The organism is uncultured Tateyamaria sp., assembly GCF_947488715.1.
Taxonomy (GTDB): Bacteria; Pseudomonadota; Alphaproteobacteria; order Rhodobacterales; family Rhodobacteraceae; genus Tateyamaria.
Window position 1 is genome coordinate 507034 of the sequence record NZ_CANLAG010000003.1, and the last position, 14557, is coordinate 521590.

The 14557-nt window shown below is 61.0% G+C and carries 12 protein-coding genes, 1 tRNA gene and 1 pseudogene; 8 read left to right on the forward strand and 6 right to left on the reverse strand.

The window, feature by feature from the left end:
* The first annotated feature begins 44 nt into the window (after positions 1–44).
* Together Q0936_RS10370 and Q0936_RS10375 are read left to right on the forward strand one after the other, a co-directional pair.
* A complete protein-coding gene (locus Q0936_RS10370) occupies positions 45–2342 on the forward strand; it encodes a xanthine dehydrogenase family protein molybdopterin-binding subunit (protein ID WP_299298614.1) in 2298 nt (765 codons plus the stop codon).
* Positions 2320–3417: a DUF2235 domain-containing protein gene (locus Q0936_RS10375; protein ID WP_299298617.1), complete on the forward strand. Its 1098-nt coding sequence runs from the start codon at positions 2320–2322 to the stop codon at positions 3415–3417. Before Q0936_RS10370 ends, Q0936_RS10375 begins: the two co-directional genes overlap by 23 nt.
* Positions 3418–3475: 58 nt before the next feature.
* Here Q0936_RS10375 and Q0936_RS10380 read toward each other — a convergent pair whose 3' ends face one another.
* Both Q0936_RS10380 and Q0936_RS10385 read right to left on the reverse strand, forming a co-directional pair.
* Positions 3476–3958, reverse strand: a complete 483-nt coding sequence (locus Q0936_RS10380; protein ID WP_299298620.1) for a PaaI family thioesterase — start codon at positions 3956–3958, stop codon at positions 3476–3478.
* A 78-nt stretch (positions 3959–4036) separates the two neighbouring features.
* The gene (locus Q0936_RS10385; protein WP_299298623.1) at positions 4037–4894 is read right to left on the reverse strand and encodes a methylenetetrahydrofolate reductase; all 858 of its coding nucleotides are present in this window, start codon (positions 4892–4894) and stop codon (positions 4037–4039) included.
* Between the two features lie 89 nt (positions 4895–4983).
* Between Q0936_RS10385 and Q0936_RS10390 the strand changes: the two genes are divergently transcribed.
* Entirely contained in the window at positions 4984–5889 is a 906-nt protein-coding gene (locus Q0936_RS10390) for a LysR family transcriptional regulator (RefSeq protein ID WP_299298626.1), read from the forward strand.
* 66 nt (positions 5890–5955) lie between these two features.
* Here the strand turns inward: Q0936_RS10390 and Q0936_RS10395 are convergent, their stop codons facing one another.
* Complete coding sequence (locus Q0936_RS10395; RefSeq protein WP_299298629.1) at positions 5956–6993, reverse strand: NADP-dependent oxidoreductase; 1038 nt, start codon at positions 6991–6993, stop codon at positions 5956–5958.
* 159 nt (positions 6994–7152) lie between these two features.
* Between Q0936_RS10395 and Q0936_RS10400 the strand changes: the two genes are divergently transcribed.
* The gene (locus Q0936_RS10400; RefSeq protein WP_299146531.1) at positions 7153–7938 is read left to right on the forward strand and encodes an inositol monophosphatase family protein; all 786 of its coding nucleotides are present in this window, start codon (positions 7153–7155) and stop codon (positions 7936–7938) included.
* Here Q0936_RS10400 and Q0936_RS10405 read toward each other — a convergent pair.
* The 3 genes from Q0936_RS10405 to putA all read right to left on the reverse strand — a co-directional run bounded on the left by Q0936_RS10405 (position 7935) and on the right by putA (position 12527).
* A complete protein-coding gene (locus Q0936_RS10405) occupies positions 7935–8297 on the reverse strand; it encodes a GFA family protein (RefSeq protein ID WP_299298631.1) in 363 nt (120 codons plus the stop codon). The two genes, Q0936_RS10400 and Q0936_RS10405, sit on opposite strands and share 4 nt — an antisense overlap.
* Entirely contained in the window at positions 8294–9028 is a 735-nt protein-coding gene (locus Q0936_RS10410) for a rhomboid family intramembrane serine protease (RefSeq protein ID WP_299298634.1), read from the reverse strand. The genes Q0936_RS10405 and Q0936_RS10410 overlap by 4 nt, the downstream gene beginning before the upstream one ends.
* An 88-nt stretch (positions 9029–9116) precedes the next feature.
* Positions 9117–12527, reverse strand: coding sequence for a bifunctional proline dehydrogenase/L-glutamate gamma-semialdehyde dehydrogenase PutA (putA, locus tag Q0936_RS10415; protein ID WP_299298637.1), 3411 nt, complete (start codon positions 12525–12527; stop codon positions 9117–9119).
* 127 nt (positions 12528–12654) lie between these two features.
* On the opposite strand from putA, the gene Q0936_RS10420 reads away from it, so the two are divergent.
* The 4 genes and pseudogenes from Q0936_RS10420 to Q0936_RS10435 all read left to right on the forward strand — a co-directional run.
* Positions 12655–13110 carry an Lrp/AsnC family transcriptional regulator gene (locus Q0936_RS10420; protein WP_299298640.1) on the forward strand — a complete coding sequence of 152 codons (456 nt, stop codon included), beginning with the start codon at positions 12655–12657 and terminating at the stop codon, positions 13108–13110.
* Positions 13111–13164: 54 nt separating this feature from the next.
* Complete coding sequence (locus Q0936_RS10425) at positions 13165–13719, forward strand: tetratricopeptide repeat protein (protein ID WP_299298642.1); 555 nt, start codon at positions 13165–13167, stop codon at positions 13717–13719.
* 45 nt (positions 13720–13764) lie between these two features.
* A tRNA-Leu gene (locus Q0936_RS10430) sits at positions 13765–13850 on the forward strand.
* 313 nt (positions 13851–14163) lie between these two features.
* Positions 14164–14352 (forward strand): annotated as a pseudogene (locus tag Q0936_RS10435) (integrase); the annotation flags it as partial.
* Between the last annotated feature and the right edge of the window lie 205 nt (positions 14353–14557).

The following is a 14557-nucleotide window of genomic DNA, read 5'->3' on the forward strand; positions in this document are numbered from 1 at the left end:
GGTTCGCTATCAACCAGTCCCCCTCCAGCGACAGGAGCTTTCCCATGGAAAAGTTCGGCAAGAGCCAACCCGTCACCCGCCGTGAAGATATCCGTTTCCTGACCGGGGAGGGGCGGTATGTGGATGACATTGCGCCAGAGGGTGCGTTGCAGACTTTCGTGTTCCGTTCGCCCGTGGCGCATGGCACGATCACCTCGCTGGATGTCAGTGACGCGCGAGAGGCCGATGGGGTCCATGCGGTGTACACGCTTGCCGATCTGGAAGCGGCGGGTGTGGACGTCAGCATGCCTGCGTCCATTATCAAGAACCGCGATGGCAGCGATGGTGCCAATCCCGAGCGCCCCGTGTTGGCGCGCGACCGGTTGCGTTTCGTGGGCGAGCCTGTGGCCGTTGTTGTCGCGGATACGCTAGCGCAAGCGCGCGATGCGGGCGAGTTGATCATGCTCGACTACGACGACCTGCCCGCCAAGATGGACACCGCCAAAGGGGGCGAGCCGATCCACGCCGAAGCGCCGGACAACGTTGTCTATGACTGGGCGATTGGGGACGAGGACGCAACCAATGCGGCATTTGAGGCGGCGGCGCGTGTGGTGTCGCTGGACGTGGCGGACAACCGGGTCATCGTGAATTCGATGGAACCGCGCGGATGTTATGCCGAGCCCGAGGGCGAGCGGTTGCATGTTGCGATAAACGGGCAGGGCGTTTGGGGACCAAAGAGCGTTTTGGCCAAGGCGCTGAACATGCCTGAGGACGCCATTCGTGTGACCAACCCTGACACCGGCGGCGGGTTCGGGATGAAAGCGTTCATGTACCCCGAGTACTTTGTGGTGGCCCATGCAGCGCAGGCGTTGCAGCGTCCGGTGCGCTGGATGTCGGAACGCACGGAGGCGATGCTGTCGGACAATGCGGGGCGTGATCTGACGTCACTGACCGAGCTGGCCTTTGACGAAAACCACCGGATCATTGGCTACCGCGTGCTGACCGAGGCGAACATGGGGGCGTATAACTCGCAATTTGCCCAGTTCATTCAAACCCAACTGTTTTCGCGGGTACTGACGGGCGTGTACGATATGCCTGCGGCCTTTTTACGGTCGGTGGGTTACTATACCAACATGACGCAAGTGGATGCCTATCGCGGTGCCGGGCGGCCCGAGGCGATCTATATCCTGGAGCGTGCGATGGACCGGGCGGCGCGCGAGTTGGGCGTGGACCCGATGGAGTTGCGCCGCATCAACTTTATCAAACCGGATCAATTCCCCTACGATACGCTGGTGGATGAAACCTATGACGTGGGCGACTTTGACAAGGTGCTGCGCCGTGCCGAGGCTGAAGCTGACGTGGCCGGGTTTGCAGCGCGCAAAGCGGCAGATGCTGCGGCGGGCCGGCTGCGCGGGATTGGCCTGTGTTACTATATCGAAAGCATTTTGGGCGATCCTTCGGAAAGTGCGAAGGTTGAATTTACCGATGAGGGCCGTGTGAACATCTATGTCGGCACGCAGTCGAACGGGCAGGGTCACGAGACCGTATATGCTCAGTTCCTGTCGGATCAGACGGGCATCCCCGTGGATCTGATTGACGTGGTGCAGGGCGACAGCGACCGGATCAAACAGGGCGGTGGCACCGGCGGCTCACGCTCGGTGACGACGCAGAACACGGCCACGCTTGCCACGGTTGACGCCATGACCGAGGCTTTTGTTGCCTTCCTCAGCGAGGAAGAGGGGGTGGCCGCCTCAGAGATCAGCTTTGACGATGAGCAGTTCCGCATTGAAGGGTCCAATATGACGCCGACCATGCTGGAAGTGGCGGAGATGGCGCGCGACAAGGGGCGCGAGGACCTGTTGGTGCATGAACGGCGCACCACGCTGGACGCGCGCAGTTTCCCCAATGGCTGCCACATCACGGAGGTTGTGATTGATCCTGACACGGGCGTGACCCGCGTTGACCGTTACGTGGTGGTTGACGATTTTGGAAATCTTATCAACCCAGTATTGGCCGAAGGGCAGGTGCATGGTGGCGTTGTGCAAGGGATCGGCCAGGCGCTGACGGAACATGTGCAGTTCGACGAAGACGGTCAATTGCTCACGGCAACGTTCATGGATTACGCCTTGCCGCGAGCCGACGACGTTCCCTACATCGGGTTTACCTCCGAGCCTGTGCCATCGACGGCTAACATCATGGGGATGAAGGGTTGTGGCGAGGCAGGGACAGTCGGAGCATTGGCGGCGGTGGCCAATGCGGTGCAAGATGCCATGTGGGAACGTGGTGTGCGCCAAGCGGATATGCCATTTACACCGCTGAAGGTTTGGGAATTGTTGAAGGATGATGCTGTCGCGGCTGAATAGAACCATTGCGGGCTGGCTTCAGGGCCGGTTCGGAAAAGGGTTGGCCGACGTCGCCCCGCCGCGGCGTGGGCGCACAACGCACGTGATCATCATCGACGGCACCATGTCCACGCTTGAGCCGGGTGACGAGACAAATGCCGGGCTGACAGCAAAGCTGTTGGGTGACGTGGCCAGCGAGGTGTCGCTGTACTACGAGCCCGGCTTGCAGTGGTCGCAATGGCGGCGGGGCGGGGATGTCATCTTTGGTCGCGGCATCAATCGCCAGATCAGGCGTGCCTATGGTTATCTGGCTTCGCGCTATCGCCCTGGCGACCGGGTGTTTCTGTTTGGGTATTCGCGGGGCGCTTATGCGGTGCGCTCGCTCGCCGGTATTATCGACCGGGTTGGGCTTTTGCGCGCCGACGCCGCAACCGAGCGCAACATCCGCGACGTTTACCGTCATTACGAGTGTACGCCGGACAGTGACGCAGCGGTGATTTTTGCCCGCAACAACTGTCACAGCACCGTCGAGATCGAGATGATCGGAGCGTGGGATACGGTGAAGTCGTTGGGCCTGAACATGCCCTATTTGTGGCGGCTGAGTGCGCCGCGTCATGCGTTTCACAACCACCACCTTGGCAAAAGCGTGAAGCGCGGGTTTCATGCGCTGGCCCGCAATGAAACGCGCGTCGCCTATGCGCCCGTGATGTGGGACACGTCCGAAGATTGGGACGGGCATTTGGTGCAGATGTGGTTCCGGGGCACGCATGGGGATGTTGGTGGTCATTTGACCGGGTACAGTGGTGCGCGTCCTTTGGCGAACGTTCCATTGGTCTGGATGCTGGAACAGGCCGAGGCCTGTGGTTTGCCATTGCCGGAGGGTTGGGCGGCGCGGTTTCCGCAAGATCCCAATGCGCCGTCCGTCGGGACGTTTCGCGGGTTGGGGCGGTGGTTTATCACACGCAAACCGCGCGCGGTGGGTTTGGACCCGTCCGAACGGATACACCCGTCAGTGGCGCAGGCACCGGCAGGCAAGACCTGGGCAGAGCGCGCGTCGGAGTTGCGTGGGTGGGTTGGGACCTTGGGCCGGGGGTGACGCTGTTTGGCCTGCGGCCAAAGACGCCCCACCCGCCGTCCCGCATTGACGCTTTGTGTCAGCGCAAGGTCATGATGATGCAGGTGGTGGAACCTGTGGCGTAAAGCTTGCCGTCTTCGACACCGCGGATTTCGCCCGAGGCAACGCCTGTGCTGCGCCCCGCATGATCAACAGTGCCGATGCAGTCGATCTGTGTGCCCAGTGGGATGCCGCGCGTGATATTTATCTTGTATTCCAAGGTGGTATAGACCGCGCCCTTGGGCACTTTGGTCATCACTGCGCAGGCCATCGCACTGTCGAGCAGGGTGCCATACCAGCCGCCATGGACGGTTCCCATGGGGTTTGTTGTTTTGAATTCCGGTGTGCCGCGAAAGGTGACGGACCCGTCCGCCACGCTGTGCAGCGTATAACCCATGGTATCGCCGATCGGTGGACCGGGCAGCGTGCCATCCAGGATGCCTTGCATGAATTCGAGGCCGGACATGGCAAGCAGTTCTTGTTGGCTGAGCAGGTCAGCCGGTCCTTGGGCGATGCGCGGCATGGTGGGGCTCCGGTGGTTGGTGCCCGCAGGTTAAGCATAACAGACCGATTGGTCTAGTGCCGAATGCGCCGGAAGGTATCAGGCGACGTTGCGCATTGTTGTGGCAGGCACGAGGCCAAGGGCGCGGCAGACTTGCAGCGTCATGTCGGGTCGGTTGAGCGTGTAGATGTGCAGTGCATCGACGCCCTCGGTGATCAGGGTGTCGCAGAGGTCGGCACAATGGGTCAGGGCATAGAGGTCAGCGCGATCCTCGCGGTGTGCGCGGTCAAAGGCGGTGGCGATGGCAACGGGGATGGGCGTGCCGCAGCGCTCGGAGAAGGTGCGTGTGCGTGCCCAGTTTGTCACCGGCAGGATGCCCGGCGTGATCGGGGCGGTGATCCCGGCATCGGCGCAGGCATCGCGGAACCGAAGGAATGTATCGGCTTCGAAGAAGAACTGCGTCAGGGCTTCGGTGGCGCCTGCGTCCAGCTTGGCCTTGAGCCAGTCGATGTTCTGGCGCATCGAAGTCGCATCCGGGTGCGTGTCCGGGTAGGCGCCAACGCGAATGTTGAAGTCGCCGGCGCGGGCCAAGGCGGTGATCAACGCAACGCTTGTTTCAAACCCGTCCGGATGCGGTTGGAAGGCGCCGCCTGCTGGCGGGTCACCGCGCAGGGCGACGATGTCTGTGATGCCAGCAGCGGCATAGTCTGTGGCTGTTTTGAGGACATCAGCGCGGCTTTGGCCGGTGCAGGTGAGGTGTGCGGCCACCGGCAGGCCGGATGTCTTGCGCAGGATTTGCGCGGCTTCTTGTGTGAGGGACTGTGTGCTGCCACCCGCACCATAGGTCACCGAGATGAAGCGGGGGGCAAGAGGCGTGAGCGCCTTGACCGTGTCCCAGAGATGGAACGAAGCGTCGAGCGATTTCGGTGGGAAGGTCTCAAAGGACAGGGCGGTCATACGGCGTCTCCGGGTGGGGTTGTGTCTTGTATGACGGAGGTTGTATCTTGAGGCAAATTCATAACTCTCAAGATAAACATGAGGATGGTATGCATATTGAGTTCCGCCACCTGCGGACAATCAAGGCGATCCATGAGGCAGGCGGCCTGGCGCGCGCGGCGGATCAGCTGCACATCACCCAGTCTGCGTTGAGCCATCAGGTGAAGGGTTTGGAAGATCAAGCCGGGGTTGAGCTGTTTGTCCGGCGGTCAAAACCGTTGAAGCTGTCGGCGGCGGGGCTGCGTTTGTTGCGGCTTGCCGAACAGATTTTGCCGCAGATCGAAGCGGCACAGGCGGAATTTTCCGCCCTGAGGGATGGGTCGTCGGGGCGGTTGCATATTGCGATTGAATGCCATGCCTGTTTCGAGTGGTTGTTTCCGGTTCTGGAGCTGTTTCGCAAGAACTGGCCGGATGTGGATGTGGATATTCGGCCCGGCCTTGCCTTTGATGCGTTGCCTGCGTTGTTGAAGGAAGAGGTGGACTTGGTGGTGTCGTCGGACCCCGAGGACCTGCCGGGTGTCGAATTTGTGGAACTGTTTGATTACGCGCCGGTTTTTGTGGCCGCGTCAACGCATCCGCTGGCGCAGCGGGACTATATCGACGCTGCGGATTTTCGGGATCAGACGTTGATCACCTATCCTGTGGAGCGGACGCGTCTGGATGTGTTCAGTCAGTTGTTGATACCGGCCAAGGTGGAGCCGGCGGCGGTGCGGCAAGCGGAATTGACGGCCGTGATCCTGTTACTCGTGGCGTCGAACCGTGGGGTGTCGGTGTTGCCGGATTGGGTGGTTCGCGAGGTCAAGTATTCAAGCGACTATGTCACCCGACCGCTGACGCGGGATGGTTTGACGCGGCGTTTGTATGCGGCGGTGCGCTCAGATGACCTTGGCAAGCCGTATATGGACCGATTGATTGAGTTGGCGCGGGTCGAGGCCCGCAAGTTGCAGGCAGTGTGACGTCGTCGGGAGGCTCTGTTTACCTGACGGCAAAGGCGCCCGCCCGCCGACCCGTGTTTTGCGCTGTCAGATCAGTTTGACGAGTTGTTTGCCGACGTTTTGGCCCTTGAGCAGGCCAATGAAGGCGGCCGGGGCGTTTTCCAGCCCCTGCGCCACGTCTTCGATCATGGCGATGTCGCCGCTTTGTACCTTGGGTGCGACGTCGGACAGGAATTTGGGGAATTGGTCCCAATGGTTCGAGATGATGAAGCCGTGCACGCTGAGGTATTTGACCAGAATGGTGCGCCATAGGGCAGGGGCGTGCAGTGTTGCCTCTGCACCTGCGCCGAGCCCGCCCGCGTTGTACCATGAAATCATGCCGCAGACCGGGATCCGGCCATGGGGGTTCATCAGCGGTATCACGGCCTCGAGCACCTTGCCGCCCACATTTTCAAAGTAGATGTCGATGCCGTGCGGTGCGGCTTGTGCAAGCGCTGTGCGCAGGCTGCGGGCATCCGCGTGGGCGCGGTGATCTATGCAGGCGTCGAAGCCGAATTTATCCGTCGCCAGTGCGCATTTGTCGGTGCCGCCAGCGATACCGACAGTGCGTAGGCCCATGGATTTGGCGATCTGTCCCACCATCGAGCCGACAGGGCCAGTGGCGGCTGCGACCACGAGGGTTTCGCCGGGCTTGGGCTTGCCATATTCGGTGAGGCCGAACCAGCCTGTGAACCCCGGCATGCCAAGGACACCCAAGGCGGCGGTGAGTGGTGCCTGATTAGCGTCGAGTTTGCGGACGGTTTTGGCATCCGCCGTTGCATAGGTCGCCCAGCCGAACATGCCAAAGACCATGTCGCCGGGGGCAATGCCGTCTGTTTTGGACGCGATGACTTCGCCGACACCGCCGCCTTCCATTGTGCCGCCGATGGGGACCGGGGCCGCGTAGGATTTGGCGTCGTCCATCCGCCCGCGCATATAGGGGTCGAGCGACATGTAGTGGACGCGCACGAGAACCTCACCCGGTTTGGGTTCGGGTATGGGGGCGGACAGGTGGTTGAAGTTTGCGGCGGTTGGCGCGCCATTGGGGCGACTGGCGAGCGTGATGTGGTGCATCTGATCTGACATGGGCGACCTCTTTGGCGGGAGAGGTCAGTCGAACAGGTGGCGGGCGCGTTGGCAAGTGATCTTGTTGCGGCGAGGCGTGTGGTAAGGCCCCCCTTGGCAAGGGTCGGGATGGGGCGTATAGCGCCCCCTTGATCCCTCATCCCCATCTGGAGCGTCCTGATGCAAGGCAGCGCAAATCTCAACATCATGGTAAAGGCCGCACGCAAGGCGGGCCGGTCGCTGGTCAAGGACTTTCGCGAGGTGGAGAACCTTCAGGTGTCGATGAAGGGTGCGGGCGATTTCGTATCCAAGGCCGATCTGGCCGCTGAAGAGATCATTCGCGAAGAGTTGCGGACGGCGCGTCCCACCTATGGCTGGTTGGCCGAAGAGGGTGGCGAGGCGGATGGCGAGGACCCGACACGCCGCTGGATCGTTGATCCGCTGGATGGGACAACAAACTTTCTGCACGGCTTGCCGCATTGGGCGGTGTCCATTGCGCTGGAGCACAAAGGGCAGATCGTGGCGGGTGTTGTTTATGACCCGGCCAAGGACGAGATGTTCTTTGCCGAAAAGGGCAATGGTGCGTTCATGAATGACCAGCGTTTGCGGGTCTCGGGACGGTCCAAGATGATTGAGGGTCTGTTTTCAACGGGCCTGCCTTTTGGCGGTCGGTCGGACCTGCCGGAAACTCTGAAGGAGTTGGCGCGCCTGATGCCTGTCTGTTCCGGTGTTCGCCGGTTTGGGGCGGCTGCGCTTGATTTGGCTTATGTCGCGGCGGGTCGCTATGACGGCTATTGGGAACGCCGCCTGAATGCATGGGATATTGCCGCTGGGTTGTTGATTGTCCGCGAGGCGGGCGGACTGGTTGAGCCTTTGACACCGGGGAACGATATTCTGGAAGACGGTGAGATTATCTGTGCCAATGAGCCGATGTTCCCGCAACTGGCCAAGATTGTTCGGGTTTAATCCGTCCGGTCGGATGGGTGATTGACGCCGTCGGTCCAGGGGATCGGCTCGTAGTCGGCAGGGTTCACACCGTCCAGAGTGCCCATGTTCACGCCGATTTCGTCGGGATCTGAGCGGCGGTTGTGGTACATGTAGATGCCGCAAATCTTGCAAAAGTGGTGCCGTGCGGTTTTTGTGCCCCATTGATAAGTTGTCAATGCATCCGCGCCTTGGATGATGCGCACGCCAGTTTTGGGTGCTGTCACGGCGGGTGCAGCGCGTCTGCGGCAAAACGAGCAGTCGCAGCGGCCTGCGCTGTCCAATCCATCGGTCAGGGTCACGTCCAACACAACAGCGCCGCAGTGGCATGATGCTTTCATCGGTGCACCTTTGGGATGCGTGATCTCGAATAAGTGGCTTCGGGGTGGGGTGGGTGACCTTGGGTCCGGTTCCAGAACTGAGGGCCCCCACGCGCCAGCCACAAAGGTAGGGTCAGCACAATGCCCGCGATGAACCCACCGGCATGTGCCCAATAGGCCACGCCGCCAGCGTCGGGGTCGGACCCAAGCCCACCGATGAACTGAAGAGCAAACCACAGGACAAGCATGATCCATGCCGGGATCGGGAAAATCCGGAAAAAGATTATAAGGATCAACAGGATGTCGACGCGGGCGCGGGGAAAGAGCAGGAGGTATCCGCCCATGACCCCGGCAATGGCGCCCGATGCGCCGACGGTTGGCACGGGCGAGTAAGGTGCCGACATCACATGCAGCAGGCCCGCCGCGAGGCCTGTTGCCAGATAGAAAACGAGAAACGGGATATGCCCCATTTCATCTTCGACATTGTCCCCAAAGATCCACAGGAACAGCATGTTCCCGGCAAGGTGCAGCCACCCGCCATGCAGGAACATGGATGAAAACAGCGTTCTGAACCCATCGCCTGATGTTATCCGTGCCGGGATCGCGGCATATTCGAAAAACAGCGCATTCAGCGCGCGCGGGTCCTGAAACAGCCCGACGTAGCTGAGGAAAATGGCGATGTTGGCCACCAAGAGCAGGTAGGTCACATATGGCGTACGGCCTGACGGGTTGTGGTCACGGATCGGAAACATGGTTGCACAGTTGTGCCTGCGCGGGTTGGGGTCAACCTGTCAGATGGCCGACCGGTGAAATCAAGAGAGGTGCTGCGTGTGTCGTGGCCTAGCTTGCCTGCCCAAGCAGTGCGGCGTTTCCACCCGATGCGGTTGTGTCGACGCAGATGTGGCGCTCGACTGTGGCGTGGCCCCGGTCGGGATATCCGGTGATCAGCGGAACAATGGGTCCTGTGCGCTGTGCCAGTGCCGTCTCGAGCGCGCGGGCGAAATCCGTGTCGCCCCACCAGAGAACTCCGCCCAATGGCGCGCAGTCACGCATTGCAGAAGGATCAAACCGGCCAGTTGCGGCGATGGCGATGCCGCCCAATTCTGTGACCGATTTTGCCTGTGCCGCCGCGGTTTCTGACCCTGGCCCTGCGCACAGGATGGGCGGGCGTGGGTGGTGGCTTAGCACATTGCTTTCGCCAGTTGGGCCGGGCAATGCCGTGGTCGCCAGGGTCGTGTTCGGTGTGTCCGGGATGTCGGGCAGGGGGGCATCGTTGGTCCAGACGCCTAGCTGCGGCGCTGGGTGTGCGGCGCAAAAGCGTTCGGTGTAGTCTGGCCCGCCAGCTTTTGGCCCTGTGCCGGAAAGCCCCACGCCGCCAAAGGGTTGGCTGCCCACGATCGCACCAATCTGGTTGCGATTGACATAGATGTTGCCGGCGGTGATCCGGTCCGACACATGCTGCACCCGGTCGTCGATGCGGGTGTGCAGACCAAAAGTCAGCCCGTAGCCCGTCGCGTTGATGTCGTCGATGATACGGTCGAGATGCTGCGCCTTGAACGTCGCAATGTGCAAAACCGGGCCAAACACTTCGCGGTCGATGTCGCCGATGCCGTCCACTTTGATCAAGGTTGGCGCGACGAAAATTCTGTCTGCCGGTGTGGTGATTTGATGGAGCAACCGACCGTCCGACCGCGCCTTTGCGATGTGCGCGTCGATCCCCAAGCGTGCAGCGGTGTCAATCACCGGCCCCACATCGGTTTCAAGCGCCCACGGGTCGCCCACGTTCAATGCATCCATCGCGCCCATCAGCATTTCGGTGAATGCCGGAGCGATGTCCTCTTGGACATATAGGCATCGCAGGGCGGAACAGCGTTGCCCGGCCGATTGAAAAGCGCTTTCGATAACGCTGCGCACGGTTTGTTCGGGCAAGGCGGTGCTGTCGACAATCATCGCATTCAGCCCGCCGGTTTCCGCGATCAGCGGTGTGCCGGGCTGCGCGTTCCGGGCCAGGCTGGCACGGATAAGCAATGCGGTTTCGGTCGATCCGGTGAAGGCGGCCCCGTTTATGTCCGTATGCGCCGTCAGTGCAGCACCGATGTCGCCATCCCCGAGGATCAGTTGCAGCGCCGACCGGGGAACGCCCGCTTGGTGCAGCAATTGGACAGCGCGGTGTGCAACCAGTGGTGTTTGTTCCGCCGGTTTGGCAAGCACGGCGTTGCCCGTGGCCAGTGCGGCGGCGATCTGTCCGGTGAAAATCGCGAGCGGGAAGTTCCATGGCGAGATGCACAGGAAGGTTCCCAAAGGTGCGCTGGGTGTTTCAGTGTTGGCGTAGTAGCGCAGGAAATCCACCGCCTCGCGCAGCTCGGCCACTGCGTCGGGTAGGGATTTACCCGCCTCGCGCATCAAAAGGGCAAAGAGCTCGCCAAAGTGTGCCTCGTAGAGATCCGCGGCGGCGTTCAGGATACGGTGGCGTTCGGATTGCGGCGCGTGCCACGTGCGCGCATCGGCCATGGCCTCATCCACAGTCGCGTCTGTGGCAAAGGTCGCCGACCCCACCACATCCGTTGGTCGGGCCGGGTTGGTGATGGTCTCTGTTGCGCCAGCGGCTTCGGTCACCGTTAGCGATGCCGCTTGCCAGCGGTGGTTGGCAAATGGTGCGCGCGCATCTTCGATGGCGGTCAGTGTGGGCAGGTGGCTCAGATCAAAGCCGCGTGCATTGGCACGCTCGGGCGCAAACAGGGCAGGGCCGTCGGGGATGGTGACTGGCGTGTCCGCCAAGGCATCGAACGGATCGGCGGCGACCACACTGGGCGGCACATCCGTGTCGACAATCTGGTTCACAAAGCTGGAGTTCGCGCCGTTTTCCAACAGCCTGCGCACCAGATAGGCAAGCAGATCACGGTGCGCGCCCACTGGCGCATAGATGCGGCACCGCGTGCCGTGGCCGCGCAAAACCAGCGTGTGCAACGCCTCGCCCATCCCATGCAGGCGCTGAAACTCGTAGGGCTGACCATCCGCCATGTGCAGGATCGCGGCCACCGTGTGTGCGTTGTGGGTTGCAAATTGCGGATAGATGCGGTCGGTCATGCCCAGCAGCTTTCGGGCATTGGCGACATAGGACACGTCTGTCGCAGCCTTGCGGGTAAAGACGGGAAAACCGCGCACGCCTTCGACTTGCGCACGCTTGACCTCGGTGTCCCAATAGGCGCCCTTGACCAGCCGCACCATGATGCGGCGGTCGTGCCGGTCGGCCATGGCGTAGACAGCGTCGATCATGTCCCCGGCGCGTGGGCCATAGGCCTGGATCACGATGCCGAAACCGTCCCAGCCCGACAGCGCCTTTTCCGACAAGACCGCGTCGATCACCTCGAGCGAGAGCGACAGGCGGTCCGCCTCTTCGGCGTCTATGTTCAGCCCCATGCCCGCCGACTTGGCCAGCAACGCCAGTGACCGCAGGCGCGGCACCAGATCGCGCAACACGCGGTCCTGTTGCGCGCGCTCATATCGGGGATGCAGTGCCGACAGTTTGACCGAGATGCCTGGATTTTCGCGGATGTCGTCGCTGGTGCAGGCGCGCGCAATGGCTGCGATGGCACGGCTGTAGGCCAAGTGATAGCGCCGCGCATCCGCTTCGGTCAGCGCCGCCTCGCCCAGCATATCGTAGGAATAGGTGAAGCCCTTGGCTTCCATCCCGGCGGCGCGGTCCATGGCGCTGTTTATGTCCTCACCTAGCACAAACTGGCGCCCCATTTCCTTCATGGCGCGGGCCACGGCACTTCGGATCACCGGCTCGCCCAACCGTTTGATCGCGCCGCGCAGGTGGCGCACGGGACCGGGTTGATCGTCGTCCAGCACACGCCCCGTCAGCATCAATGCCCACGTGGAGGCGTTGACGAGGCTGGACGTTGAATGGCCCAGATGTTTGCCCCAATCCGATGGGGCGATTTTGTCCTCAATGAGCGCGTCGATCGTGTCCGCGTCCGGGACCCGCAACAGGGCTTCGGCCAGACACATCAACGCAACACCTTCGTCGGTGGACAGCCCGTATTCAGCGAGAAAGACCTCCATCAGCCCCGGCGCGGCCTGCTGGCGGATTTCGGTCACAAGGTCTGTGGCAGTTTTGCAGATGGCGACCCGATCCGCTGGGGTTAGGGCAGCCGATTGGATGAGGTCGCGCAACACGGCGTCGGGGTCCGCATACATGTTCGCATCAAGGGTTTGGCCAAGATCAAGTCCGGTGTCGCGTGCCATCTGAGGTTCCTTTTGCATTTCACATAGTGTATCAGCGAAAACGAAGTTTTTTTGATTGAATGGTGCATATATGGCGGAACAAACGGCTAAAGATGCTATATCCAGCGGGTCAAATAGCTTGGTTAGTATGGATCGGTTTGACCAATCGATTCTGTCTGCTCTGGCAGAGGATGGTCGGATGAGCATCACCGATCTGGCCGCGCGCATTGGTCTGTCCAAATCCCCGACACAGGCACGGTTGCGCCGTCTCGAACGCAGTGGCGTCATCATGGGTTACCGCGCCTTGTTAGACCCGATCCAATTGGGTCTGGACCACGTGGCCTTTGTCGAGGTCCGGTTGCAGGACACACGGGAAGCCGCGCTGCGCGCGTTCAACGCCGCCGTGCGGAATGTGCCTGAGATTGAGCAAGCGCATATGATTGCAGGGAATTTCGACTATTTGCTCAAGATACGCACGCAGAACATGGCCCACTACCGCGCGTTCTTGGGGGATGTGATTTCGACGCTGCCGCATGTGGCCGCGACGTCGACGTTTGTCGCGATGGAAGCGGTCAAGGAAGTGATGCTGCCCAGCGTTGACTGAGTTGTGTAGGCAGATGACTTGACGCAGCCCGCGCCAGTCGGTTCGGTATGGGGCATGAAACATCTTGCCCTCGTCGCCCTTTTGTCTGGTCCAGCCGCGGCCCAGACGTGCCCGCCCGTAACTGACCAGACCGCAGTGCTTGACGCTTTGCGCAAACAGATACGCGAGGCTCCAAATCAGATCGCAGCAGAGCCGTTTTCCAGCCAGATGTGGGAAATCTGGTTGGACGCGCCGGACGAGGCCGCCCAGGAGGTGCTGGACCTCGGTCTGCGGCAACGCAACAATGGCGACTATGCGGGTGCGATCCAGTCTTTTGGCAAGCTGATCAAATATTGCCCCGACTATGCCGAGGGGTTCAACCAGCGCGCCTTTACATCGTTTTTGAGGGCGGACTATGCCACCGCGTTGCAGGATCTGGACGCGGCGCTGCGTCTGTTGCCCGATCATGTGGGCGCGCAATCCGGGCGTGCGCTGACGTTGATGAACATGGGCCGCACCGCCGAGGCGCGCGCGCAAATGCTTGCGGCGCTCGAGAACAATCCATGGCTGTCCGAACGTGCGTTGGTGTCCGAGGGTGGTCCTTTGGGTCCGCGAGGCGAGGATATCTGAGTGCAGGCTTGAGATGCCCCGCGGGATTGCCTAACAAGACAGAACGCGGGCGTGATGGAATGGTAGACATATCAGACTTAAAATCTGAAGGGCGTATGCCCGTGTGGGTTCGAGTCCCACCGCCCGCACCATATCACACTTTCCCTGTTGTATTCTTTCTAACACCTTGAATGGTAAGGTGGTTTTTGGTGTTCGATAGCCCTCAATTCAGTCATATGTCGGGCGCTCTGCAAGGGCGAGTTTGACGACTGTGCGGCGCAGGGTGAATGAGCCGTTTTCCCATATTTTATAGGGGCTTGCGAGGAATGTGAGGGCGTGTTCGATAAATTCCTCCATGCGTCCCTTGGGAGGCAGTGTTTGGCTGGCTTTTTCCTGTAAAACAGGGCGGGATTTGTCCAGGGTGGCGATTTTTGTCTCGTAGGCCCCGATCAACGCAGGGTTTGTGGTTTGGAAGCCAGTGCATACGGCACACAATCTATGCGACGCACGAAAGTCACCCAGATCTACAAGAGAACTGGCAACCTTCGCGCCGTCCAGCTTTTGTGGGAGCACACCAAAATGGACAGCACAGTCCGGAACCGGGGCGTTGAGCTCGAGGACGCGCTGGCAATCGCCGACGCCATTGAGATCTAAAAAAGTTAGGCCGTCTTCACGGGCGGGCCTAAGCCGACTTTGAGCACAGCCTCCAAATGCTGCGGACGTGGCCCAATTTGCGACAATTGGCTGCAAACGCGAACTCCGGGCCTCGTCTAGGGTCAGGGCTCATTGAGTGTCAAAGCCAGTAGATAACGATTGCCGCGAGGGCGATTGCTGAAAGGAAGACCTTTGGGCACCTGTC

Excerpts from the sequence above, each read along its gene's own strand:
- Q0936_RS10425 (WP_299298642.1), top strand. The coding sequence starts at position 13,165 with ATGAAACATCTTGCCCTCGTCGCCCTTTTGTCTGGTCCAGCCGCGGCC.
- Q0936_RS10420 (WP_299298640.1), top strand. The coding sequence starts at position 12,655 with ATGGATCGGTTTGACCAATCGATTCTGTCTGCTCTGGCAGAGGATGGT.
- Q0936_RS10410 (WP_299298634.1), bottom strand. The coding sequence starts at position 9,028 with ATGTTTCCGATCCGTGACCACAACCCGTCAGGCCGTACGCCATATGTG.
- Q0936_RS10400 (WP_299146531.1), top strand. The coding sequence starts at position 7,153 with ATGCAAGGCAGCGCAAATCTCAACATCATGGTAAAGGCCGCACGCAAG.
- Q0936_RS10370 (WP_299298614.1), top strand. The coding sequence starts at position 45 with ATGGAAAAGTTCGGCAAGAGCCAACCCGTCACCCGCCGTGAAGATATC.
- Q0936_RS10380 (WP_299298620.1), bottom strand. The coding sequence starts at position 3,958 with ATGCCGCGCATCGCCCAAGGACCGGCTGACCTGCTCAGCCAACAAGAA.
- Q0936_RS10375 (WP_299298617.1), top strand. The coding sequence starts at position 2,320 with ATGATGCTGTCGCGGCTGAATAGAACCATTGCGGGCTGGCTTCAGGGC.
- putA (WP_299298637.1), bottom strand. The coding sequence starts at position 12,527 with ATGGCACGCGACACCGGACTTGATCTTGGCCAAACCCTTGATGCGAAC.
- Q0936_RS10385 (WP_299298623.1), bottom strand. The coding sequence starts at position 4,894 with ATGACCGCCCTGTCCTTTGAGACCTTCCCACCGAAATCGCTCGACGCT.
- Q0936_RS10405 (WP_299298631.1), bottom strand. The coding sequence starts at position 8,297 with ATGAAAGCATCATGCCACTGCGGCGCTGTTGTGTTGGACGTGACCCTG.
- Q0936_RS10390 (WP_299298626.1), top strand. The coding sequence starts at position 4,984 with ATGCATATTGAGTTCCGCCACCTGCGGACAATCAAGGCGATCCATGAG.
- Q0936_RS10395 (WP_299298629.1), bottom strand. The coding sequence starts at position 6,993 with ATGTCAGATCAGATGCACCACATCACGCTCGCCAGTCGCCCCAATGGC.